The sequence below is a fragment of the Telluribacter humicola genome (assembly GCF_017355935.1).
Classification (GTDB): Bacteria; Bacteroidota; Bacteroidia; order Cytophagales; family Spirosomataceae; genus Telluribacter; species Telluribacter humicola.
The window spans coordinates 29,055-51,879 of the sequence record NZ_JAFIQT010000010.1 but is presented as its reverse complement, the minus strand read 5'-3'; the positions used below and the strand labels follow the sequence as shown (position 1 = coordinate 51,879).

Below are 22,825 nucleotides of genomic sequence, written 5' to 3'. Positions count from 1 at the left end.
TTTTAATGGTGGTGCTGCTCAAGCATGTACCCCCTCGCACCAATTCCATATTTATGCACCAGCTCCGCACCGTGGTGGCCCGCCAACATAACACAGGCTCCAGCCACGGTGATCAGTACAGCTACCAGTAGGTTTACCCATTTAAGTTGCTTGAGCAAAAACAGGTTAGCCGACTGCACCAGTAAGGCAATGCCAGAAGCCCACTGCGTATAACTGGCATAGGCTTCATGTTCTTCTAATAATTTCTGCACGCTCGGAGGTAGAGCTACGGTATGGGCGTGAAACCAGGTAGAAGCAGCGTACGCGCCAATAAAACCAATTAATAAAATTACCCAGGCCGTCCAGGTTAACTCCCGCTTAAACAAAAAGAGAGATACCCACTGCATCAGGGCAGCCAGCAGCAGAAACACAATAGGAATATGCACCACCAAAGGATGAAAAGTTGCAAATTCATTTAAAGGAGGCAACTGCTGATCATCCATCCCAAATTCGTTTGCTGTGGGACTAGGGGGGGGCACCTGTAAAGTAGAGGCGGTATCCGCCTGTTTTTTATGCTTCTCGTTATCATGTCCTTTGGCAGAGGGTACTACCAAAAGCAGGAGAAGCCATATGAGAATGGTTTTACTATCCATCATTATCGAACTGTAAGTTTCTGCCCTTCGGCGATTAGTTTCTGACTTAGATCTACCTAATTCTGAAGTCCATCTTTTGGAGCACCAAAACCCTTCTTCCTTTTGTGACCGGATGCAAATAGGAAGCTTTAATGGTAGAAAAGCCTACCTGCTGAACGGTAATCGCCTCCGGATGAGGAAATAAGATTGAGTTGTGCCCTAGGCTCCAGAACTGTTGTTCATAGAGTTAGATAAAGCATTAGCGTATCTTTCATCTTGTTACTTTATCTCAAATTGAAGCATCATGCCATCATCTTCGTGTTCCAGATTATGGCAATGGACAACAAAGCGGCCTGCGTGATCGGCAAATGTCATTTGTATTTTCACTATTTCGCCGGGTGCTACCAGTACCGTGTCTTTCCACCCCCGCTCATGGGGCTGGACTCCTCGCTGACCTGTACGCCCTATAACCCGGAACTGGACGCCATGCAGGTGCATAGGGTGGGGCTCATCGCCTTTGGAATTATCAAAAACCCATACTTCTGTATCCCCTTTCTTTACTACTTCATCCACTCTGGCTGGATCATACACTTTCTGGTTAATCCGGTGCATGCCCATACTGCCCATGCTGCCATGTCCAGCCATTGTTTCCATCATATCCAGCGTAAAGGTGCGGGTGTTGGTAGCGGCAGGCAGAGGTGTAAGAGTCGAAAGCGTGGTGGGCAAATTGAATCCGCTGCCGGCTGACTTAGTAATACCAAAAGATAAAAGGTTGAAAGCTTGACGTCCCTGCGCCTGGCCCCCTTCATTAAATGGTTCTGAGCGAAGAAATGCTTTCCCCTGGCTGAACTGACTGAAATCAACCAGTAGGTCTACCCGTTCACCCGGCGACAACAAGACCTGTGAGACCTTCTGGGGGGTATCTAAAAGCCCGCCGTCCCCTCCAATCAGGGTAAAGCTACTGCCTGTACCAAAGCCCAGGTTATAGATACGTGCATTGGAGGCGTTGAGTATCCGCATTCGATATACGGTGGGTGCTACCTCGTGGTATGGACCAGCAACACCATTTACCAGTACAGTTTCGCCCATAAATCCTGTCATTACCTCTTCCATGGAAGGATTGTACTGCAAAGCACCATCCGCACTAATACGCTTATCTGATAAAATCAAAGGCAATTCATATTCCCCAGCTGGCAGCCCCAGTTGTTGTTCCTCTTCATCCTGTACGATGAACATGCCGGCCAAGCCCATATAGGCCTGCCTGGCCGTAGCTCCGTGGGGGTGGGGATGATACCAGTAGGTACCCGCCCGCTGGTTAACAGGAAAAGTAAACTGGAAGCTTCCCCCATTAGGAATGGTAGCTTCCGGGTGACCATCCATGGCAGCAGGAATGATTAGACCATGCCAGTGAATATTGCTTTTTCCCCCCGTCTGATTTGTGTATTGAGCACTGAACTGCTTTCCTTTGTCCACACGAAAAAGCGGATTTGCTATCGAGTTAGAGGTAAAGCTAAGGACAGAGGTATTTTTGTCTTTTATGACTGGTGCCAGTGTCTGCCTGGCTACCAGTGGATAATTGGCTGGGTTTACCACTGACTTAGCAATACTAAGCGGTTGAGAAAACGGTGGCTCCACCACGGATACATACGCCTGCCCATCCGGAGACATATCGTGTTTCATGCAGCTTTGCAGGACATTAGCTCCAGCTACAGCAGTAACTGAACCTACGCCTAGGCGATAGATAAATTGCCGACGTTTCATTCTAAAAGGAAAGTAAACTCGATCCGAGTTATGATGAAAAAGATAGGAAGAGTCACTATGCCCAAACCATGGACAATAGAGACTTAGAGTTGGTCTATAGACCGGCAGTAGGAGAAAATCAGATCAGCCAGATACACAGTAGGGCCAGGTATTGGCTACTGGTGTAGATAAGGGGGCTAGGATTAGGAGGAGTACGTAGAGCAGCGCCCGACCCGGTCAGAAACGTTTGAGAAAAGAGATAAATGGCTGCCTCAAACACCAGGGCTGGGGAAGTAGGAGTAGTAACCAGTAATGGTGTACTGGATAGGGAAGAAACATCCAGTCGGGAAAAGTTAGAAGTTTCTTTACAGCAGGACTTCTTTTTAACCTTAGCGACTCCTTCTTCCTGTTGTGACGGTGCTGCTTTCTTAGCGGCTGGACAATGCATTTTGCACGTTTCCTTACCCACCCACATAGATTGCGTCTTGCCTCTCATCTGGCAAATGTGCTCAACCATGACGAACCCTGTGCTGCTTACCAGCATTAGGATCGCCATCAAAAGGCACATATACCGAATTAAGAAACGTTGACGCACAAGCACAACAGTTTTGGTTATCACTGCAAATAAACTCATTATGAACCGTACTACTATTACATAATTTTTGTTTTTAGTACAATTTTTATTAAAAGCTAAGCCGCAATCATTGGTACGGCTTAGCAGGTAAAAGGATATAACGAAAAAATATTAGGCGGCCATGGAAGCCATGCTGCGGCACTCTTCGGCACATCGGCGACAGGCTTCGGCGCAACGCTTACAGTGATCCGCTTCATGCTTCTCACACTCAGCTGCACAGGCATCACATATAGTAGCACAAACCTCACAGATCTGGGCAGAGAACTGGCTGTTGCTCGACATAAACTCCACAGCGGTAAAGCAAATGTTGGCACAATCGCGGTCCAGCCGAATACATTCAGCCATCATTTTCACATTATCCTCACTCAGACAGGCATCCATGCACTGGCTACACTCCACGGCACACTCCTGGCAGGCCTGGATACAAGATTGAAACTGTTCGCTTGTCATTGTTTTCAAGGTTTAGTTAAACAAAATATTAGTAACCTGTTACTTGTATTTCTAACCTCGTCTGCTGTTGTTTGTTTAAATAAATAATTTATGTAGCTGATAGTGAGCTTGCTGGTTAAGTGCAATATGTACTTAGTTGAATAGTACGTATGTTTTGTACCCTTTATCTTCCTGTACAAAATTTTTCTACTTCACAACCTTCCTAGCTATCTAACCTGGGGTGGCATGATTTTATCTACTTGCAGTGGTGTAAAAAGTAGTTTACTTAATGAAGAAGACATATGATAAAGAGAATCTTTTCCCTTTCAGCCGCTCTGCTGGTTTCAGCAGGCCTTTTAGTGAGGTGCAAAAATGAGCAGGACTTAAGTCTAATGGATCATGACGAGAGTGAACTTATGCGTATCTCCCACGCTAATATGGAGCAAATGCATATGATGAAGCCAACAGGTGATCCAGACTATGATTTTGCGATGATGATGAAAATGCACCATCAGGGAGCTATAGAAACATCGCAGGAGCAGCTAAAAAGTGGCACAAACCAAGAAATGCGGGACTTTGCCCAAAAAGTAATTGATGATCAGCAGGCAGAGATTGACCTATTTAATCAATGGTTACAGTCGCATTCCCCCCTGCCCGAAGAGGATGCCGCGGCTTTCCGACAGAAGTCTATGATGGCTATGGAAAAGATGGAAAAGGCTCAGGATATCCGGATCCTGACTGGAAGGACAGACATTGATTATGCACAATTGATGATAGACCACCACCAAAGTGCCTTAGAAACATCCTCTGCGGTAATTGAACATGGGGATGATCCAGAAATAAAGGAAATGGCTACCAAGATAATTCAGTCCCAACAGGAAGAGATTTCCCAGTTACAAGAATGGCTAATTAGCAATAAAACCTTTTAATAAGGTTCATCCTAAAGAGTTGCACAATAAAAGCAGGCTCTATCTTGGAGCCTGCTTTTATGTATACTGTAAGTGCAGAATCTTGTAGTGCCTTTGTGTAAGCAACCAAATGTTAGAAACGGAATGTATTATTGAGAATGCTCCTGTAGCCACTTATTTAAACGTTGGATATCGGCTTGCTGCTCATCTATTATTTTTTGAGCCATGGCTTTAATCTCCGGTACCTTAGCCTTAGAAATATAAGCGTTGGCCATTTCTATACCACTTTGGTGATGCATTTTCATCATCGTCGCGAATTGTTGATCTGTAGTTCCCTGCATGTCATGATTCATATTGGTCATCATGCCCTGCATGGACTGCATCAGATTACTAGTTGCCGAGGTATCCGTTGCCGTTGTTTTGTGATTTCTAGCAAACTCTTGTAGCCTTTCCTGCTCCTGCTTTTGTTTAGAGATATCTTTTCTGGCCATATTTACAAGCATAGTATCTGATCCACTTTCAATCTGTACTTCTGACATCTTAATGGCTCCCTGGTGGTGAACTGCCATCAATAGGGCAAAATCGTGATCAGGATCCCCCTTTCTTTTTACTTCCTGCATTGACCGCATATTCTCATGCATCAAGGCCATCATATTATTGGACCCCTCAGCTTCCATATTGTGGTCAGCATGGTCTTCAGCTTGATCCGTCTGGGCAGTTTCAGTTTGGCTGGCATTCTGATTACAGGCGCTCATAAAAAGGGCTGTACAGCAAAGTACAGCAGGCCATTTCGATCTAAATACGTTCATTTTCATAGGTTTGGAATTAGTAAAATAAGGTTAATAACTCTGGCATGGTGGAAAAAGGGTGTTCACAACACCTTGTAAGGGGACTAATAGATAGTTCGCATAAAACCAGAACTGCAGAATAATGTTCTTCCAGGGGTGCTTTTTTTCCTTTTACAGAAAATCTAAATCTACACTTATGAGTTCTTTCAAGCGAAAACTCATCTCTCTAATTGCCAGTCTGTCCCAAAGACTACTTATTGGTACGTCAATTAGTTCGTAAAGCTTCCCTTCTATTCTATAAGGTGCTGCCGCCGGAGGAGCGCCTCCCGGAGGAGCGCCTCCGGGAGGTAGCAGAGGCATAAGTGCTACAATACTGATTAAAGCCTTTACTGACTTACTCACTTAATAATAATGTGACTAATGTCACTCTACCAATTGATAAGCATCAGCAGGTGGTAAGGAGGCTCAGACTAATTTTGTAGCAGATAAAAATTCTTATGGGCGAGGCCACAAGGCGGCTTAAGGCAATCGTACAGACGGAATAGAATTAACTTTAATGTACCTTAAACATCAAAAATCATGAACACCTTTCGTACCGCCTTCGCTTGCCTTGTTTTTCTCCTGAGTATTCATTCTTTTCTGCAGGCGCAAAACGTCAGCTACAAGCAGCCTTTTACCATTAGTCAAAATGGTTTAATAAAAAATGCTTCTGGTCAAACCATTGGAAATGTTTCCATGAACCAAATTATTAAAGATCATACTGGTACAAAAATAGCCTTTGTTGATGCTCAGGGTAATCTGATTGATGCCATTAGTAGTAAAAAATTAGGCCGTGTAGGTAAAGATGGTAATACCTACTACAACGCCAAGGGGCAGCTACACCTGGTGGTGAAAGAGAAAGGAGAGACCTGCGATATATTTGATGCCAAAGGTAACAAGATCGGTAATGTGCATAGCAGCCTGAAAAAGTCAGCTTGTGCACTGCAGTGTTTTCAACAGCAGCACAACAGCAGGCCCTAGAAGAGTTAAAACTCTCAAATTTTTGGTTGCCTATTATTCTGGAACAACTAGATGATTTATATCCTTATTCCTTTTTGGAAAAAAGTACCTATCTGAAAATACAGTAGTAGCTGTCAAAGACACGCCAGCCAATCAAGTAAGATATGTATAACTAGCCCTAATCCTATTAGTCTGGTTTTAGGAAAAACGCTCAGCAGCAGATACAGTGGGATTACATAATAGCTATGCAGCGGATGGAAACCCACACTGCATCTATCAGGATCAACAATGGGATCAGCCAGCAAGTGGTCCAGATCTATTAGAATTCCTGCGAACATTATCAAAGCTGCTCGCTTGAAACCAGGACGAAAGAACAACCAGGCTATAATCATTGGTACAACCAAATGAAGGACAATATGCCAGATAAACCCACTATTCATGCTGAATCATTCATTAAATTAGTTTAAAGACAATATGCTATTAACAATACCATTAAGATCTACTAGTTTAGTTACTAGAGGAAGCTGTAGCTATCCAGATAACAGTTTGGTATGTTTTTGAATAGGCTAAGACAGAAAGGAGATGACGTTAATATGGAGAAATCAAAAGCACATAACCTAGTAGAAGTTATTGAATAATGTCCCAAACGCTGTCCTGAGCAAGACCATTAGTAAAAAATCGACCGGCATTATCACCGTCTCTTCGTTTGATTATGGAGTTACCCACCGTGTAGCAGCAAGAACCCCTTACATCACAGGTGAGCTTCAAACTTTCAAACCAGCCTTCTTTTTGACAGTAGGTTCATAAATGTCCTGCCACGACCAGCCATCCTGAACCAAGAGATTTTTTAGTACAATCCTATTCTTCTGAATATTATCTTCATGTGGTACACTCACTTTATGAGTATCTACAAAGCCAGCTTTTTGTAGCTCATTTATTTTTGGAGCATCAGGAGCAGCCCCCTCCTTCTTTACAGATGAAACCTCTTCAATGACTTCAAGGTAGTTTTCCATGGCCTCAACTAGGGAGCTCAAATCGTTATTACTCGGCCTAATCTCTTCCTTTATAAAATACTGAAGAATAAGTAACGCCTCATAAAGTACAGTTAATCGTATAATTATAGCATGCCTAGCCTTACGCGTGTGGAAGTAGTGAATAATCGGATAGGCTTTATGATTTTGGCTATGCATGATGAGCATGTTAGATAGACTTGATACCTGCGTAGTTAACCGATGAAAGCTTTTACCATCCCAACTGTTAAGTACTACTTGCTGCGGAGTTTGTCCCAGACTACATAAGAAGATACCTAAGTTACGCTGCAGGATTACCCCCGAAAGAACTGGCACAAAATAAGTGATAGACATTGTTATAAGGACCAATCCAGTAAATGCATACACATCGGTCAGGATCCTCCACCAATTATTCGAGCTAATATAATCGCCTACCCCAAGTGTAGAAATAGTAAAACCTGCATAGTAGAGCTTTTGCCAGAGATCTGCTGGTAATTTGGTGCTACTGCTGATGATCGAATCAGGCTGAGAAAGTAGTAACATGAAAAAGCTGGCCCACAAACAAATTACCCACAGCAGAATAATGATCACCAGCAAAATGAACTTGCAATAAAAGACTGGACAAAAAGTTAAGCTGCTTTTTGCAGTTGATTAATTTTCACTCCGTACTGTTCGGGGGTCATGTAGCCAAGAGCCGCATGTATTCTCTGCCTATTATACCAGATCTCAATAAATTCAAATACCGCTGTCTTAGTAGCTTGTATAGATTTGCATTCCATCTGGTATATTAACTCCATTTTCAGTGTTCTAAAAAAGCTTTCAGCTACGGCGTTGTCCCAGCAATTAGCTTTTCGGCTCATGCTCTGGCTAACCAGCTTGCTTGCCTGGAGAAGCTCTCTAAATTCATGACAAGCATACTGTATACCTCTGTCAGAATGGAAGATCAAATTAGAAGTAATGGGCCGATTGCTTACTGCCATTTTCCAAGCAGGAATGACAGTATCACAAGTTCTCAGCGTCTGACTCAATGCCCAGCCTATAACCTTCCGGTCACCAAGATCTACTACCGTTGTCAGGTAGAGCCATCCTTCTAGCGTTCTTATATAGGTGATATCAGATACCCAAGCTTTACCAGTTTTCTCAGGAGCAAAGTCTCTATCCAATAAGTTTTTTGCTACCGGATAGTTATGATTAGAATCCGTTGTTTGGATTCTAAATCTTTTGTGAACGATGCTTTTAATACCATGAGCTTTCATAATTCTGGCTACTCTGGGCCTTGATACTTGGATTCCTATCTTTCTAAGTTCAATGGTGATTTTAGGACTTCCATATCTGCCTTTGCTTTTCTGATGAATATCCTTGATCAACCTCAAAGCTTCCTGATTACTTAATCTTCTAGTAGATGGTTTTCGAGTGAGCCAGTGTAAAAACCACTTCTACTGATTTTGAACACTCTACACATCTTCTCAATGGCAAACATAGTTTGGTGTTCTTTCATGAATTGGAAGATTTGCCATCGCTCCTGGAGAAGATGCTTACTGCCTTTTTTAGTATATCCCTCTCTATTTCCACTTCACGTAATTGTTTCCTGAGGCTAGCGATCTCTGCCTGCTCAGGAGATAATGCTGATTTGCCATGCCCGGAGAAGCTACCTTCCTTACTTTGCTGATACTCTCTTTTCCAGCGGCTTAGTAGATCTGAGCGGATACCCAGCTCCTTAGCAACTTGGGTAGCAGGTTTTCCTGAAAGACATAGCTCCACGGCCATTAATTTGAACTCTTTATCAAATAGTCTCCTTTCTTTTTTCATGTCAGCTAAGTTAAATAAATTAGACTTAACCTAGTGTCCAGTCAAAGGTAGCAGGTCCAACCGCTGGAATCACAAAGCTACAGCTACTACGGTCTCAGGCTCATGTACTAAGAGCAACTGAGCAGGCCACAAATGTAATCTTGAATAGTTGTCATCTCAGTAGAAAGCTTGGTAACTATACAAGCAAAGACATGGACTTACATACGAACAAAACAAGCTTGAGAAGCTTTTATTTTATAATTTTATGGCATGAAACTGTTGCAGATTATTTTGGCTCTTCATGTGTTGGTGCTATCCGTACTGCCCTGTGAAGCTGTGTGCTTGGATGAATCCGCTCCGGTTTCTACCCAGACATCGGCCCCTACCTCCGATCAGTCAGAGGATGATGGTTGGTGCTCCCCCTTTACTATATGTACAACCTGTTTAGGTTTTTCAACTCCCGAAGCTCCGGGATTTGTCTGGGCCCTGCCTTCAACAGTATTTTATTCAGCAACTGCTGTGCCGCTTTACCAATCACATCATGAACTAGACGTCCCGTCTCGTATCTGGACTCCCCCACAGTTGATTTAATAGCTCTTTCCCGCTTTTATACCGCCCGGTAATCCGATGGCGGTTAATTTCTATTATTCGCTATTCTTCTAATTTTGATCATCTATGAAATACCTCATAGGTCCTTTGCTATTGGCATGGCTCTCTCTTTCTATAGCCTTTGGACAAACTCCCTTTGCGGCTATCGTTACCGATGCAAAGACGGGCCAACCTTTGATGGGGGCCAGCGTTAGCATAGCTGGAACCACCTTGGGGGCAGTATCTGACTCTAATGGTTTTATGACCATTCCCGCCGTACCTGACGGGCAACAAGTACTCATATTTTCCTACATCGGCTACGAGGCCCATCAGGATACGCTGACCTTTCCCTTGGCGACCCGTGAACCCATCACCATAGCTTTATCTGCCGAAGGCGAAGAGTTGGAAGAAGTGCTAGTTACTTCAACCCGTAGTACCCGCAGTATTGCCGATGAACCAACCCGTATTGAGGTAATTGCTGCCGAAGAACTGGAAGAAAAGACTAATATGAATGCGGCCAATATATCGATGCTCCTCCGGGAGACTCCCGGTATTCAGGTTCAGCAAACTTCGGCCACATCCGCCAATCAAACCTTCCGGATCCAGGGGTTGGATGGTAGATATACGCAACTGCTGCAAAATGGTTTGCCGCTTTACTCAGGCTTTGCCTCCGGCTTAAGCCTGCTGCAAATCCCCCCGTTGGACCTGCGGCAGGTAGAAATTATCAAAGGTAGCCAATCCACCCTGTATGGTGGGGGAGCCATTGCCGGTATCGTTAACCTGGTCACCAAGGAGCCAGGACAGGAACGGGAAAACCTGTTACTACTTAATGGTACTTCGGGCGGTGGTCTGGATCTCAACGGGTTCTTTAGCGGTCGGGGGGAAAAGCTTGGCTATACGCTTTATCTTTCACGGAACACGCAACGGGGCTACGACCCTAATCAGGACCAATTTACAGACATACCCCAATCCCGACGGTTCACCGTAAACCCCCGTCTGTTCTGGTATTTATCGGAACGAACAAGCGCCGATGCAGGCCTGAATGTAAGCGTTGAAAATCGAATCGGTGGCGACCTGGCTACCATTCGCGATGGTGCAGGTGGTTACACGGAGCGAAATATATCTAACCGCTACACGACCCAATTTAATGTGCAGCACCAGCTCACCGACCAAACCAGCCTTTATGCCAAAAACAGCCTGACCTGGTTCAACCGGGATCTCACTACACCCAATTATACATTTGGAGGTCGGCAGCAAGCGTCTTTCAGTGAGGCCGGTATTAGTCGGTATGGAAAAAAGCTCGAATGGGTGGGCGGATTGAATCTATGGACAGACACCTTTCAAGAGCAAGTCGAACCTGTCTCCAACCAAGCACGAAACTATACTTTAAATACGGTAGGAGCCTTTCTGCAGAATAACTTTAAGTACTCAGCCTCTTGGACGCTGGAAACCGGCTTACGGCTGGATCATCAGCCCATCTACGGAACCTTCCTGCTGCCCCGGTTTTCTCTGATGGCTAAGCTGAGCGATCAGCTAACTTCCCGTCTGGGCGGTGGCCTGGGCTACAAAGCGCCAACGGTGTTTAGCGAGGAAGCCGAACAGCGGTTGTACCAAGGAGTACTGCCTATTGAACCCCGCACTACCGAGGCCGAAACCTCCCAGGGTATTAATTGGGACTTTAATTACCGTACGGAGCTGACCGAAGGGTTGCAGCTTACGCTAAACCACCTGTTTTTCTATACCCGGATTCAGCGCCCCCTGGTCCTTGAATCAGAGGGAGCCAATCAGTTTGTGTACCGGAATGCCAATGGGCATCTCGATACTCGAGGTTTTGAGACGAACGTGACATGGCGTTTTGCCAATTATAGGCTTTACAGCTTTTACACTTTCACTGATACCAAGCGCTACTACGAAAATTTACAACGGCCCCTACCACTGACAGCTAGACACAGGGCAGGAGTGGTGGCCATGTATGAGTTGGAAGAAAAGTGGCGAGTAGGCTACGAAGCCTATTATACCGGACAGCAAGAGCTTGAAGCCGGTACACGTACCCGGCCTTACTGGACAATGGGACTTATGGCTGAGCGCCGATGGGAGCATATAAGCTTATTTCTCAATTTTGAGAATTTTACCGATGTGCGCCTGTCACGCTTTCAAACTCTGGTTTCAGGACCACGCCAGCAACCCGAGTTTGTGCGGGAGATATGGGCACCAACCGAAGGCCGGATTATTAATGGTGGTGTAAAATTTCGTTTTTAAAACTTCACAAATGACAGTAAAGACATGAATAAATCAACATTCAAAGTAGCTAAAATGGACTGTGCTGCCGAAGAGCAACTTGTACGGATGAAATTGGGTAATCGTGAAGACATTGAAGGTCTACAGTTCGACCTGGCCAACCGGCAACTCACCGTAGTACATACCGGCCCTGTTGAACCCATTGCTCAGACATTGGATGAACTGCGGCTGGATAGTAGCCTTCTTGAAACGGAAGATGCCGGCTTAGCCGAGCTAACCGAAGAAGCGCCCAGTGACCGACGTTTGCTCATCATTGTGCTGGTGATAAATGCATTCTTTTTCATAGTGGAACTGATTACCGGATTCTTAGCCCGATCCATGGGCCTGGTAGCGGACTCCCTGGACATGCTGGCTGATGCATTGGTATACGGTCTGGCATTGTATGCAGTGGGACGAGCAGTCAGTGCGCAAAAGCGGATTGCGAGAATCAGTGGCTATTTCCAGCTGGCTTTAGCGGTGGGCGGACTTTTTGAAGTCATTCGGCGGTTTGTCTCCCCCGAAGCTATTCCAAACTTTTGGTTGATGATGGGCATCTCGTTTTTGGCGCTGCTTGGCAATTCGGCTTCGCTCTGGCTACTTAATCGCTCTAATAGTCAGCAAGCCCACATGCAGGCCAGCCAGATTTTTACTTCAAATGATGTAATTGCCAATATAGGAGTTATCATTGCTGGTGGGCTGGTATACTGGACCGGCTCTCCGCTACCAGATTTAATTGTGGGCTTAGTTGTCTTTATCCTGGTCGCTCGCGGAGCTTTCCGCATATTTCAATTGTCACGGTAGATGCCTACAAAGAAGGGCACTGCTAGTACTACCTGTGAAAACGGCTGCTGGTATAGATGTACTGGTAGCCGTTTTTATTAAAACCCTTACTTATTATATCACTTCTTCATAGACTAGAAGTAGGCAAGCTTGTCAGTACATTCACCATAGCTCCAAGACCACGATATATAGCTAGTTTTGCGTGCAATTTAGGTTAAAAGAAATCATTAAAAGTCTATGCTGCTTCTATTACATCCCCAAATCTTTCATAAGAAAAGTGATTTTTAAGTATGCAATGTAAATTGACTGTCTTAGCCCCAGAACAGGTTGTCAGATTTACACTACTAAATGAAAATTAATTTTAGTACAAGTCAGTCCAAAATATTATAATTTATACGGTTATATAAACTATAATGAATATTAGAAGAAAAGGCCTTATTATTACATCGTAACTGTTATAAAATATTACGATTAATAAGGTTTTCATCTAGTCTCTACAAAATGCCTCGTACCATTGCCTATTTACGCGTCTCCACCTTGGATCAAAACCTGGAAAAGAACAAGGCCGACATCCTGCACCTGGCTAACGAAAAAATCTAGGGAAGGTGGTGTTCATTCAAGAGAAAGTGTCGGGTAAAGTTGCCTGGTGAAACCAGAAAATTGCTAGATTTTATTCATAAAGCGGCGACAAGTATTAGTTAGAATCCCTCCAAAGTGCCCTCCTTCGAATGCGCCCTGCAAAAAGTTTATCTAACGGCTCATACAAGCCTCCTCTACTTCATCAGCTGCTCAATGATAACAGGGTGTAGCTTAATCACTCCATCCTCAGCCTTGGCTAGGTAAAGCCCCCCTTTCTCGTCCTTATACACTGCGCGGTTGTTACAGCCCTCGCAGATAAAGCTTTCAGACCTGCCCGGGCTTAAGTCCAGAGCTATCGCTGCCAGGTCAATGTCGGGATATTCGAACGGGGTACACTCTGAACAGAACTCAGCCATATTATCAGATGTTTCTATAAGTGAGGTTCTTCTTACAAATAGCCGGAAAACGGCGTTAGTAAACTATGTATTTAGTTTTGGCTTTCTCAAAGGCCGTAAGCCATTGACTCCAAGATCCGGGTTTGTGTTGAAGGAGTATTTTCCCAACCGGTTGATATGGGCAAATGGAGCAGGAGAGATAAATTCAAAGTCATTTTCATCTATCGGATATCCTTCCTGGTGTAATTCTTTGATAATTTCTTGTATATAAACCGTGTTCCATACCAGGACAATATTGGTGATCAGGTTCAAGCTCCTGACCACTTTTTGCTGTTGTTCTTCTTGTTTTCTGCGTACAATCCCATCGCCGCCAAACCAAAGATAAAGTCTTAGGTTGTGCAGCTGCTCTCCTTTGATCAGCTGTGTGTTGATCTTTCTACGTAAAGGCATGCTAAGCAGGTATTTAAGGATAAAAATGGTTTTTACCAGCTGGCCATAAGCCTGCAAAACATACATCAGGTTATTTTGGCGCGGGTACGATTGAAGCTTAGAGATTAGCAATGAAGCGGTTACACGCCCTGATTTAATGGAAGCTGCGACTTTGAGAAGTTCGTCAAAATGTTGTTTGAGATAATCAGGATTAACACGACCGGTGAATTTCAAAGCAGGGTATTCCCATTCCCGATCCTTGATTTTACACAGCCGCTGATCTTTTATGTCCCGGATCCTTGGACAAAAATCCATACCCAGCAGATCAAACAGCGCAAAGATTAGGTCCGAATATCCTGACGTATCGGTTGTATGTTCGAGTATTGTCAAATCGGTTTCATTGCCTATAATTTCATCAAGTACGTAAGTGGCGTCCCTTTCGGTGGACGAAATGCTCCGGCTGCCATACTGGCTATATTGATCCGAGGTATGTGTATAAAAGGTAATTCCCTTACCGTAACCAAAATAATTGGGGAGCGCCTTCGCATTCCGGATTTTCCCGCTGGTCGGGAACCGCTGCCCGTCCGAGGATGAAAGTGTGCCCCCGCCCCAATAGCCGCTCAACCATTGTTGATAATGAAAGTTAACAAGTGCATCGTTGGCTTTTTTAAGATTCTCTTCTGAGAGATAGTTATTGCTTGTCCACCAAAGCGTTTGATAATCAATCTCACAAGACCTAGCCAAATCCGACAGAGGAATATTACATCCGGATGCAAAAACAGCCGCATATAAAATAGACTGGTGTTCCTGGTTACGCGGTTCATTTTCCAATCCATGAAGATGTTCGGAAAAATTTATCCATGCATCCACTTCTTTAATTATATCTGTGATGTTGACTTTCGGGAGCCGTTGATTGATTTGTTCCCGGAGTGCTTTTGCTGAAAAGGGTACATCTTCTGCCGGCAATGCAGGCACTACCAGGATGCCTTCTTCAAGCCGGATCTCTCCACCCGCATTCAAGAGCTCATCCAGCGGTTTCAACAGTGATTCCAGCTCTTGCAAGCGCTGGTCGATACGCTCGGTGGGAAGAGTTGGCATTGACATTTGATTGCAAAAATCCTGTCGTAGCAGTTCCCACTGCACATTTGAAAGAAGCAACGAGTTAAAGTCGGCATATTTTCGGGAGATATTGATAAATACATCGCCCGCACGGAGCCGGTCCCGCAAGTTGGCCAGGGCACATAATTCGTAAGGTTGGCGTTGTGGAAGGGCTTCCGGCTGTTGCTGATCGTTTTCAAAAATCAGTTTGTTCCAGGAAGGCGTTATAAAATCAATCGGCGCGTCATCAGGCAGTTTTCTTCTTTTGCCCGTTTGCAACCCGGTCAAAATATCAAGCACACCCAGAAAGCCATCTTTGGAATGGGCAATTTGAAAGTCAATGGTTTTAAGAAGGTTAGGGGTGAATTGTTTTAAGGTTGTATAGTAGTTGTTCAGATAGTATAAGTAAGTTTGCCTGGCTGGGCGAAGAGCAGCCCCGGTTACCAGTAATGCCTCCCTGAGCATTTCCTTTGGATATATTTCAAAAATACAGGTACGGAGCTGATCGTCTGTAATGGTGTCATTGATGATAATACTAACAGTCTGGGACAGGGTTTTCATCGCCTCGTTCTGTGATTTGAACAAGGTCTGCTGATATGTGTCGAGTTGCTTTTTTGATCCGTTGACAATGTGCTCCCAATAATCATCAAACATTTCCAACACCTTGTCATTGGTATCTATCAGGCTCTCATACAGGAAGCAAATTAAAATCGGGTACCGCCTTGTAGCGTTCATCCGCTGTAGATACTTGTTAGAAACATTCCTGGCTATTTGGGCCAGCCTTTTTCTGCGGTTTAGGCTTATTACCGATAAGTCCCATTCATGGACGTTTAATGATTTTAAAAAATTGATCTTTTCCAACGTCTGGTTAATAGCCCTGGGCGTATTGCTGGTGGGGACTTGGCAAAGCCAACGGTGCAAAGTGATGCCGCCGGTATCGTCCAATTCGACTATTTGCGTCAGCCTGGCCTTCATTTCCTCGGTCAGCAGCAAACTAAGCCTTCGATAGGTTTCCTGGTGCAGCTGTTCATCCAGGCTACCAACAATCCTTTCCAATGTCCCAATAGACGGGCTCATAATTTTTTCCTGCCCCAGTTTTAAACACACTTGCCTGAGCAATATCGGCTGGTTGTCATGTTCCATCCCCTTATCGAGCAGCCAGGGCAAAAGCCAGATTTCATCCAGGGGCTGCCACCGGCGGAATTTCAAATATTTTAAGATTACATTTAAATGCTCCGTTCTGGTCTTATCCCGTTGCCCGTATATTAATAACAGTTCAATATCAGAATCCAGTTGCCTACTTACCATGGCAGCTACATTTGCCGGGATCTGCTGCTGCCATTTGTCTGGAAGAAAACCCATGAACCGGACAATCCCAATCTGGAGTGCGATCGCTAGCCGGTTGTGCTCCCCTCTGAACGATTTAAGAAAAATATTGTCCTGCCGCGTGATTTGGAAAAATTGCATCAGGTCATATTCTGATATTTCTGTCGGGACCTTTTCGTAACGTTCACGCTGGGATTGGTTCAAAAATCGTGATGCCATATGAAAATGGGGCTATCAAAAAGGGTATCAAAATTCACCCCGTCTGCAATAGGTTTAAAGCCTGTTTTTAAGCGTTAAAAAGTATATTTGTAAAGGAGTTCCTTTTTGATAAGCAATTAAATGAAAAAACAGAACAATCGGGCCAAACGGGTAGCACTATATGCCAGAGTATCTACTCTGGATAAAGGGCAGGATCCACAGACCCAGCTGGACCAGTTACGGGACTACGCCCAAAGACGAAACTTTGAAGTCATGGGAGAATTTATAGACTACGCTTCCGGAACAACCCAAGACAGGGTCCAGTATAAATTGATGATGGAAGCGGCCAGAAAGAGAAAGCTGGATGTAGTCCTGGTTTGGCGGTATGACCGCTTTGCCCGCTCAACCCAGGCACTGGTCAATGCCATGAAGGAATTTCAGAGTATGGGAATAGATTTTATCTCCTATCAGGAAAATATTGATACCACCACGCCGACTGGTGAGCTGATATTTCATGTGATGGCTTCTCTGGCCCAATTTGAGAGCTCACTGATCAGCCAAAGGGTTAAAGCCGGTATGGCAAGGGCAAAAGCACAAGGAAAACGTATTTCACGGCCAACTATATCAATGGATCGACAGAATGAAATTTTTGATTTGCAAAAGCAAGGATTATCAATGAACAAGATTTCTAAACAACTAGGAATAGCTTATGGAACAGTTTACAACTACCTATCCAAAGCGAAGGATACTCTTTAACCGCGTTAATTTAGCATCAATGATGATCTTGGCTTTTCTAAATCTCCTCATAAAAAGTTAACAGATTGCGATGGTGGTCTAGTGCCGGAAATTCCCGGTCTCCCCATGGCTGCTCTTGTACAACAGTGTCAGTATCATAAATTACACCTTGCTTTTTATATTCTTCGTACAACTCATCAATACCCTGGACTTCAATCCGGCAACTGGCCGTGCCTGCCAGAAAGCTTTCAGCCCCACTGCAAATTGGATCTGCTACCAGGGATAAGCCTTTATTCTTCCAGCTTTCATCCGAAGATGCCCACAAGTGGATTTCAATTTCGTCCCGGACTACTTTTGCAAAGCCATCGTCATAATAAGGTGCTGTAAAACCTAACTTTTCAGAATAGAATTTAACGGATTCGTCAATGTTTTTAACAGGAAGAGCTGGGATCGTTTTCTTCATTTTCATAGATACTGATATCATTTAGTTCAAGCACAGCACGACTTATTCAATTGTATCGGGGGACATTTTTGGGTTCCATAAGTGCAAAAAACACAGCAGTCACCGGAAGCAGGCTTTAACAATGTTTTGCAATTTGTACACTCGTAAAAGTACATACATGCATCAACAGGCATTGTTTCCAAGCGTCGGGTGCCGCAATGCGGACAAGTAAGTATGGATTCCAATATTAAATTCATAACTGCTTAGTTTGTTTCAACAACTTTATAACCAGTAGCGTCGACTGCCTTTTTAATTTCTGCCAGTGACGTTTTCGTACTATCATATCTAACGGTTGCATTGCCATTCTTATACGAGACCTGAACCTGCCGTATGCCTTTTAACTTATTAACTTCCTGTTTAACATGATGTTCACACCCTTCACAGGTCATTCCCTTAATTTTTATATAGGCTGTTTGGTCTGTTTTGGAAACCGGTTGTTGTGCTTCCTGCTTTTGCTGATAGGCCAGTCCTGAATAACTTGGGACGGCAATCAGAAGTACTGCTGCAAGGGTTACCAGGCTTAAAAACTTTTTGGTTTGCATAAATGGTTTGTTTTCAGGTCCACAATTACATGAGTCTTCGGAAGCGGGTTTTAACTGCTGATACCATGCAAAACCCAAAATCAATACGGTTCCAGCAATAAAATAAGGACGTGCAGGCGCAATCCAATCAAAAGTGGTTGCCAAGCTGCTTGTCCCGGCCACCATGGCCAATAATGGTGTGATACAGCAAACAGAACTTGCCAATGCAGTTAGTATGCTGGCATTAGCGGTGATTTTGGACGCTTTCATAAGGCTACACTTTCTTGACTGGGGATATCAACAAATAGTTGACCGATGATACTGGCCTGATCAGGTATGATCGAATAAAAGATAGTTTGTCCAGTTTTTCTGGTACGTACTAAACTGGCATCTTTCAGTTTTCGCAGGTGCTGAGAAATAGCAGGGACGGTCATTTGCAAAATATCACTCAAATCGCAAGGACAAAGCTCGTTCTGTTGCTGGATAAGATAAAGTATTTTAAGCCGGGCCTCATTTCCAGCAAGCGCATAAACCTGCGCTAACCTGGTAAAAGCGTCTTCATTTTCGTCTAAGGTTTCCTTGCATAGTTGGATCTGCTCTTGATCCGCGAACAAACGGATGCAGCTACTAATTTGATCTGACTCTTTTTCTACATCTTCCATATCTGCCACTAATATTTGGGCAAATATAACAGTATTTAAGTATTTGCTTAAATACTTTTGAAGATTAAAAACTATGTGCAGATAGTCAAACAGAGTAAACTAACTCATTGGCGGCCGCCGCTGCGGTTGGGGCCGGGTTGGCGGACCAGAAGAACCCTATTTCAAAGCAACTGGAAATTGCGTATAGAACAGTGTATAAATTATGCCTCAAAACTAAAAGCGTAGTTTACTAACGCCGTTTTCCGGACATTTGTAAGAAAAACCTCATACTCTGGGAGCAGCATTACTCTAATTCAAAGGTGACCGTCACATTACCCGAGCCAACTGCGGCAGCCAGTCCCGCAGGATCATTGATACGTGCTAGTCTAGTATAGCTGTAGGATGTGGTAAAAGTTTTATAGAAGAGGACCAGGGTTCTGGATCCGTAGAGCATCAAATCACCGTTTTGGATCGTTCGGGGATTGGATGCGCTGGTTGGCAGGCTGGCTGCCAGATCAGAATACTTCTCGTTAGCATTCAAATCACTCATGATCACGGTAAAGGGCAATAGGGCTTTGAATGCGGTAGCAGCGGCATTATCGTAGAGCATGGCGGTGAAAGTGTGGGTTCCAATCTTGATTTTCATTTGACTACCTGTTGGATTAGGTGACTGGTTCTCTTGAATACCCGAACCAGGGGTGCCTGCCACCAAGGTTTCTTTTTTACAGCCTGCAGAACTCCCAAACAGGGTAAAGACGGAGAAAAGGAATATTAGCGTATATCTCATGGTATTTGTAATTGTTAGGTTGAAAGCACAGGCGGGAATATCTATTACTTTCCGATTCGATACAGACGCCCCTGCGCCGTGATAGCATAGAGTGCCTCATCGGGCCCCTGAACGATGTGCCTGAAACGTTGAAGTTCATCTGCCAGCAGCCTTTCTTCCCCTATGACACGGTTCGTCTTGTGATCAATCACCAGGCGAATAATATGAGATCCTCTTAGTGCTCCTACAAAAAGATTATTTTTCCATTCAGGAATAAGTTTTCCAGTGTAAAAGGTCATACCAGAGGGAGCTACTGCCGGGTCCCAGTAGTAAACGGGTTGCTCCATCGCTTCTTTTTGGGTAGTACCGCTTAAAGCTCCCCCGCCATCTGCAAGTCCGTAGGAAATAAGTGGCCATCCGTAATTGGCTCCGGGGCGTATACGATTCAGTTCATCCCCGGAAGTCGGGCCATGTTCGGAGGCCCATAGCTCGCCTGTTACAGGATTGAAAGACAGGCCCTGCGGATTTCGATGACCTATTGTCCAGATTTCCTTCAAAGCTCCTGCGGTAGTAGCAAATGGATTTCCGTTTGCAGGAGTACCATCTTCGTTTATCCGGATGATTTTACCTAATGAAGAACTCAACTGCTGCGCCTCACCTCTGACCGATTCCTGAAAGCGGTCGCCCAAAGTAACATACAGTAGTCCACTCTTATCAAAAAGCATACGAGAGCCTAGATGAAAGCCGTCCTGTCCTTGGGTCGATGCCCGGTAAATTATCTTCACATCTTCAAGCGATGTTTCATCGGAAGACATTTTACCCCTAGCAACACAATTGACACTTTGGTTCTCGCCTATGGGCTCGGCATAGGTCCAGAACACAAAACGATTTCTGGCAAAATCTGGAGAAACCTTTATATCCATCATGCCGCTTACGCCAGCTGTTCTCACCGCAGGGACGTTTTGTAAAGGAATGCCTATCTTGCCTTCTTTTGAAAGGATACGAATATTACCCTCCAGTTCACTGACGATCATACGGCCATCAGGCAGAAAATCGAATCCCCACGGATTTGACAAGCCATCGGTAAGTACCTTTACACTGAATAGAGTGCTGGTTTTTACGGCCGCAACCCTTGTTTGCGCCACAAAAGCAGGTTGCTGATTCGTTGCCACCTTTGTACTGGTCTCTACCGATTGTCCCCAGGCGATATTTATAAGGGATAGCAGAAAAAGGCATTGCAATGACAGATGTATCCGTCTATGTACCTTAATTTTCTTCATTTTACTTATGTGCTTTACAGTTTTAGGATAATTAGGGAGAGCCTGAACAGCGGCTACGTTCAATCCTATTCAGGACGAAAATACGAAGGTGATTTGCGGCTAATACGTTTAGATGCTGCTATTGGCCTCTTACTGCGCCCCCGTAGAATATTCTTCATCCGAAACAGGATGCAGCCATTGAACTATGCCTTTCTCCGTATTAGATATAATGTACATCTGTTGCATTCCCGACTCAGGGCTTGCGCCGTGCCAATGCATCACGTTGGGCGGGCACTTTACCACGTCACCTTTTTTAATTGTCTGCCGGGGCTGTCCTTTGATCTGGTGGTATCCTATACCATCTGTAATGATCAGGATCTGGCCAGCCGGATGAATGTGCCAGTTGCTTCTGGCGCCCGGTTCGAAATAGACATTGCCTACAACAGTATTGTAGGTACTGTCATTCGCCACTAAGCCAATATTCCAGGCCCTTCCGGTGAAGTTTTCCGCTGGTCCCAATTGGCCTTTTGGGAAGATGCTTTGCAGTTCGGCACTAGTTCCCTGCATAGAGGTTTGCACTTTACAGCCCGTAACTAGCAGGGCTGTAAAGGCAAAGGCTGCCATCAATGAAAGTTTCATGCTGCTCATTAATATAAGTACTACTAGTTACCATTAGCTACACCAATTCCCATTGCCTTCTTTATTTGAGCAGGCTTGCCGGTTACCAGGTGTTCGTTAAAGAATAGGGTCAGTTTATCAAATGGAATAACATCCAGCCGGTCGTACAAATCTACGTGAGCGGCGTTTGGGATGATTAGTAGCTCTTTTGACCCGACTGCTGCTTTGTACGCATCTTCGCTGAAGTAACGGGAATGGGCTTTTTCGCCGGCAATCAGCAGAACCGGACAGGGTGCTATTTCTTTAATGTAGGTCAGCAGTGGCATATTCATGAACGACAGCGCATTAGTAGCCGTCCAGGCACCGTTTGAATTAATCGAGTTGGGATGAAAACCACGTGGTGTTTTGTAATAGTTGAAGTAGTCGACTACAAATTGGGGTTCGTTGCCCTGCAGCTTTGCCGGTAAATTATTGGTGGATGGAGCAGGGGCACCCTTCTCGGCATCTGCCCAGCGCTGCTGGCTCATTTGTTCTAGCATTGTAGTACGTTGATCGCTGGTAAGGTTATCAAAATAGCCTTTGGCCATCACCCGTGACATATCATACATGCTGGTGGTTGCCACAGCTTTAATGCGTTTATCGACAGCGGCCGCATTCAGGGCCATGCCCGCCCATCCACAAATACCAATAATACCAATGCGGACTCTGTCTACCGATGGTTGCAGACCGAGAAAGTCCACGGCGGCACTGAAATCTTCGGTATTGATATCGGGTGAAGCCACATGACGGGGTTCGCCTCCGCTCTCACCGGTATAGGACGGATCAAAGGCAAGGGCAGCAAAACCACGCTCCGCCATGTTTTGGGCATATAGACCCGATGATTGTTCTTTTACCGCACCAAATGGACCGCTGATTGCCAGGGCCGCCAAAGGCTCACTGCCACGGCTTTTTGGAAGGTATAAATCAGCAGCAATCGTAATTCCATAACGGTTTTTGAATGTGACTTCCTGACGAGTCACTTTATCACTCAATTGAAAGGTATACTGGTCTTTTATATCTGTCTTTATCATAGTTTTTGCTTTTTCTGATTTTACATTCTGCTTCGTCTGGGCATAAGCCTGCCCCCAAACCATCAGGGACGTAAGGACTAAAACGGTTATTCTTTTCATAGTTTTTCAAAAGTAAATTGGTCCGACTGATAGAGGC

At 44.6% G+C, this 22,825-nt stretch carries 22 protein-coding genes and 1 pseudogene; 5 read left to right on the top strand and 18 right to left on the bottom strand.

Going from position 1 to position 22,825, the window contains the following annotated elements; all coding sequences use genetic code 11:
• Positions 1–2: 2 nt before the first annotated feature.
• From JUB14_RS25670 to JUB14_RS25655, 4 genes are all read right to left on the bottom strand, one after another.
• Entirely contained in the window at positions 3–635 is a 633-nt protein-coding gene (locus JUB14_RS25670) for a DUF2231 domain-containing protein (protein ID WP_207509732.1), read from the bottom strand.
• A gap of 255 nt (positions 636–890) precedes the next feature.
• Positions 891–2,291 carry a multicopper oxidase family protein gene (locus JUB14_RS25665; RefSeq protein ID WP_229368307.1) on the bottom strand — a complete coding sequence of 467 codons (1,401 nt, stop codon included), beginning with the start codon at positions 2,289–2,291 and terminating at the stop codon, positions 891–893.
• Positions 2,292–2,490: 199 nt separating this feature from the next.
• Positions 2,491–2,919: an HYC_CC_PP family protein gene (locus tag JUB14_RS25660; protein WP_445515045.1), complete on the bottom strand. Its 429-nt coding sequence runs from the start codon at positions 2,917–2,919 to the stop codon at positions 2,491–2,493.
• Positions 2,920–3,096: 177 nt separating this feature from the next.
• Entirely contained in the window at positions 3,097–3,435 is a 339-nt protein-coding gene (locus JUB14_RS25655; RefSeq protein ID WP_207509729.1) for a four-helix bundle copper-binding protein, read from the bottom strand.
• Between the two features lie 281 nt (positions 3,436–3,716).
• Between JUB14_RS25655 and JUB14_RS25650 the strand changes: the two genes are divergently transcribed.
• Positions 3,717–4,343 (top strand): DUF305 domain-containing protein, encoded by a 627-nt coding sequence (locus JUB14_RS25650; protein ID WP_207509728.1) that lies wholly within the window; start codon positions 3,717–3,719, stop codon positions 4,341–4,343.
• Between the two features lie 128 nt (positions 4,344–4,471).
• On the opposite strand, the gene JUB14_RS25645 is transcribed toward JUB14_RS25650, so the two are convergent.
• Positions 4,472–5,137 (bottom strand): DUF305 domain-containing protein, encoded by a 666-nt coding sequence (locus JUB14_RS25645; RefSeq protein WP_207509727.1) that lies wholly within the window; start codon positions 5,135–5,137, stop codon positions 4,472–4,474.
• A gap of 552 nt (positions 5,138–5,689) precedes the next feature.
• On the opposite strand from JUB14_RS25645, the gene JUB14_RS25640 reads away from it, so the two are divergent.
• Positions 5,690–6,130, top strand: coding sequence for a 5-fold beta-flower protein (locus JUB14_RS25640; RefSeq protein ID WP_207509726.1), 441 nt, complete (start codon positions 5,690–5,692; stop codon positions 6,128–6,130).
• A gap of 113 nt (positions 6,131–6,243) precedes the next feature.
• Here the strand turns inward: JUB14_RS25640 and JUB14_RS27810 are convergent, their stop codons facing one another.
• From JUB14_RS27810 to JUB14_RS25625, 4 genes and pseudogenes are all read right to left on the bottom strand, one after another.
• Positions 6,244–6,549 carry a DUF6122 family protein gene (locus JUB14_RS27810; protein WP_262897634.1) on the bottom strand — a complete coding sequence of 102 codons (306 nt, stop codon included), beginning with the start codon at positions 6,547–6,549 and terminating at the stop codon, positions 6,244–6,246.
• Between the two features lie 324 nt (positions 6,550–6,873).
• Entirely contained in the window at positions 6,874–7,710 is an 837-nt protein-coding gene (locus tag JUB14_RS25635; RefSeq protein WP_310586200.1) for a potassium channel family protein, read from the bottom strand.
• Positions 7,711–7,748: 38 nt separating this feature from the next.
• Positions 7,749–8,534 (bottom strand): annotated as a pseudogene (locus JUB14_RS25630) (IS3 family transposase); the annotation flags it as partial.
• 79 nt (positions 8,535–8,613) lie between these two features.
• Positions 8,614–8,928: a transposase gene (locus tag JUB14_RS25625; RefSeq protein WP_207509724.1), complete on the bottom strand. Its 315-nt coding sequence runs from the start codon at positions 8,926–8,928 to the stop codon at positions 8,614–8,616.
• 654 nt (positions 8,929–9,582) lie between these two features.
• On the opposite strand from JUB14_RS25625, the gene JUB14_RS25620 reads away from it, so the two are divergent.
• Positions 9,583–11,754: a TonB-dependent receptor gene (locus JUB14_RS25620; RefSeq protein ID WP_207509723.1), complete on the top strand. Its 2,172-nt coding sequence runs from the start codon at positions 9,583–9,585 to the stop codon at positions 11,752–11,754.
• Between the two features lie 24 nt (positions 11,755–11,778).
• Entirely contained in the window at positions 11,779–12,573 is a 795-nt protein-coding gene (locus JUB14_RS25615) for a cation diffusion facilitator family transporter (protein WP_207509722.1), read from the top strand.
• Between the two features lie 1,037 nt (positions 12,574–13,610).
• Here the strand turns inward: JUB14_RS25615 and JUB14_RS25605 are convergent.
• Positions 13,611–16,598 (bottom strand): Tn3 family transposase, encoded by a 2,988-nt coding sequence (locus tag JUB14_RS25605; protein WP_207509720.1) that lies wholly within the window; start codon positions 16,596–16,598, stop codon positions 13,611–13,613.
• Positions 16,599–16,718: 120 nt separating this feature from the next.
• Here JUB14_RS25605 and JUB14_RS25600 point away from each other — a divergent pair, with 120 nt between their 5' ends.
• Positions 16,719–17,333 (top strand): recombinase family protein, encoded by a 615-nt coding sequence (locus tag JUB14_RS25600; RefSeq protein ID WP_019991099.1) that lies wholly within the window; start codon positions 16,719–16,721, stop codon positions 17,331–17,333.
• 37 nt (positions 17,334–17,370) lie between these two features.
• Here JUB14_RS25600 and JUB14_RS25595 read toward each other — a convergent pair whose 3' ends face one another.
• The 8 genes from JUB14_RS25595 to JUB14_RS25565 all read right to left on the bottom strand — a co-directional run bounded on the left by JUB14_RS25595 (position 17,371) and on the right by JUB14_RS25565 (position 22,788).
• Positions 17,371–17,775, bottom strand: a complete 405-nt coding sequence (locus JUB14_RS25595; RefSeq protein ID WP_229252761.1) for a bleomycin resistance protein — start codon at positions 17,773–17,775, stop codon at positions 17,371–17,373.
• Positions 17,776–17,801: 26 nt separating this feature from the next.
• Positions 17,802–18,011 (bottom strand): GDCCVxC domain-containing (seleno)protein, encoded by a 210-nt coding sequence (locus JUB14_RS27805; RefSeq protein WP_083940642.1) that lies wholly within the window; start codon positions 18,009–18,011, stop codon positions 17,802–17,804.
• A 6-nt stretch (positions 18,012–18,017) separates the two neighbouring features.
• A complete protein-coding gene (gene merTP / locus JUB14_RS25590; RefSeq protein WP_207509718.1) occupies positions 18,018–18,605 on the bottom strand; it encodes a mercuric transport protein MerTP in 588 nt (195 codons plus the stop codon).
• Positions 18,602–18,997, bottom strand: coding sequence for an ArsR/SmtB family transcription factor (locus tag JUB14_RS25585; RefSeq protein WP_019991102.1), 396 nt, complete (start codon positions 18,995–18,997; stop codon positions 18,602–18,604). The genes merTP and JUB14_RS25585 overlap by 4 nt, the downstream gene beginning before the upstream one ends.
• A gap of 283 nt (positions 18,998–19,280) precedes the next feature.
• Positions 19,281–19,763, bottom strand: a complete 483-nt coding sequence (locus JUB14_RS25580) for a cyclophilin-like fold protein (protein ID WP_207509717.1) — start codon at positions 19,761–19,763, stop codon at positions 19,281–19,283.
• Between the two features lie 44 nt (positions 19,764–19,807).
• Positions 19,808–21,022 carry a PQQ-dependent sugar dehydrogenase gene (locus tag JUB14_RS25575; protein WP_207509716.1) on the bottom strand — a complete coding sequence of 405 codons (1,215 nt, stop codon included), beginning with the start codon at positions 21,020–21,022 and terminating at the stop codon, positions 19,808–19,810.
• 129 nt (positions 21,023–21,151) lie between these two features.
• On the bottom strand, positions 21,152–21,640 hold the full coding sequence (locus tag JUB14_RS25570; protein ID WP_207509715.1) for a cupin domain-containing protein: 489 nt from the start codon (positions 21,638–21,640) through the stop codon (positions 21,152–21,154).
• A gap of 23 nt (positions 21,641–21,663) precedes the next feature.
• A complete protein-coding gene (locus JUB14_RS25565; RefSeq protein ID WP_207509714.1) occupies positions 21,664–22,788 on the bottom strand; it encodes an alpha/beta hydrolase in 1,125 nt (374 codons plus the stop codon).
• Between the last annotated feature and the right edge of the window lie 37 nt (positions 22,789–22,825).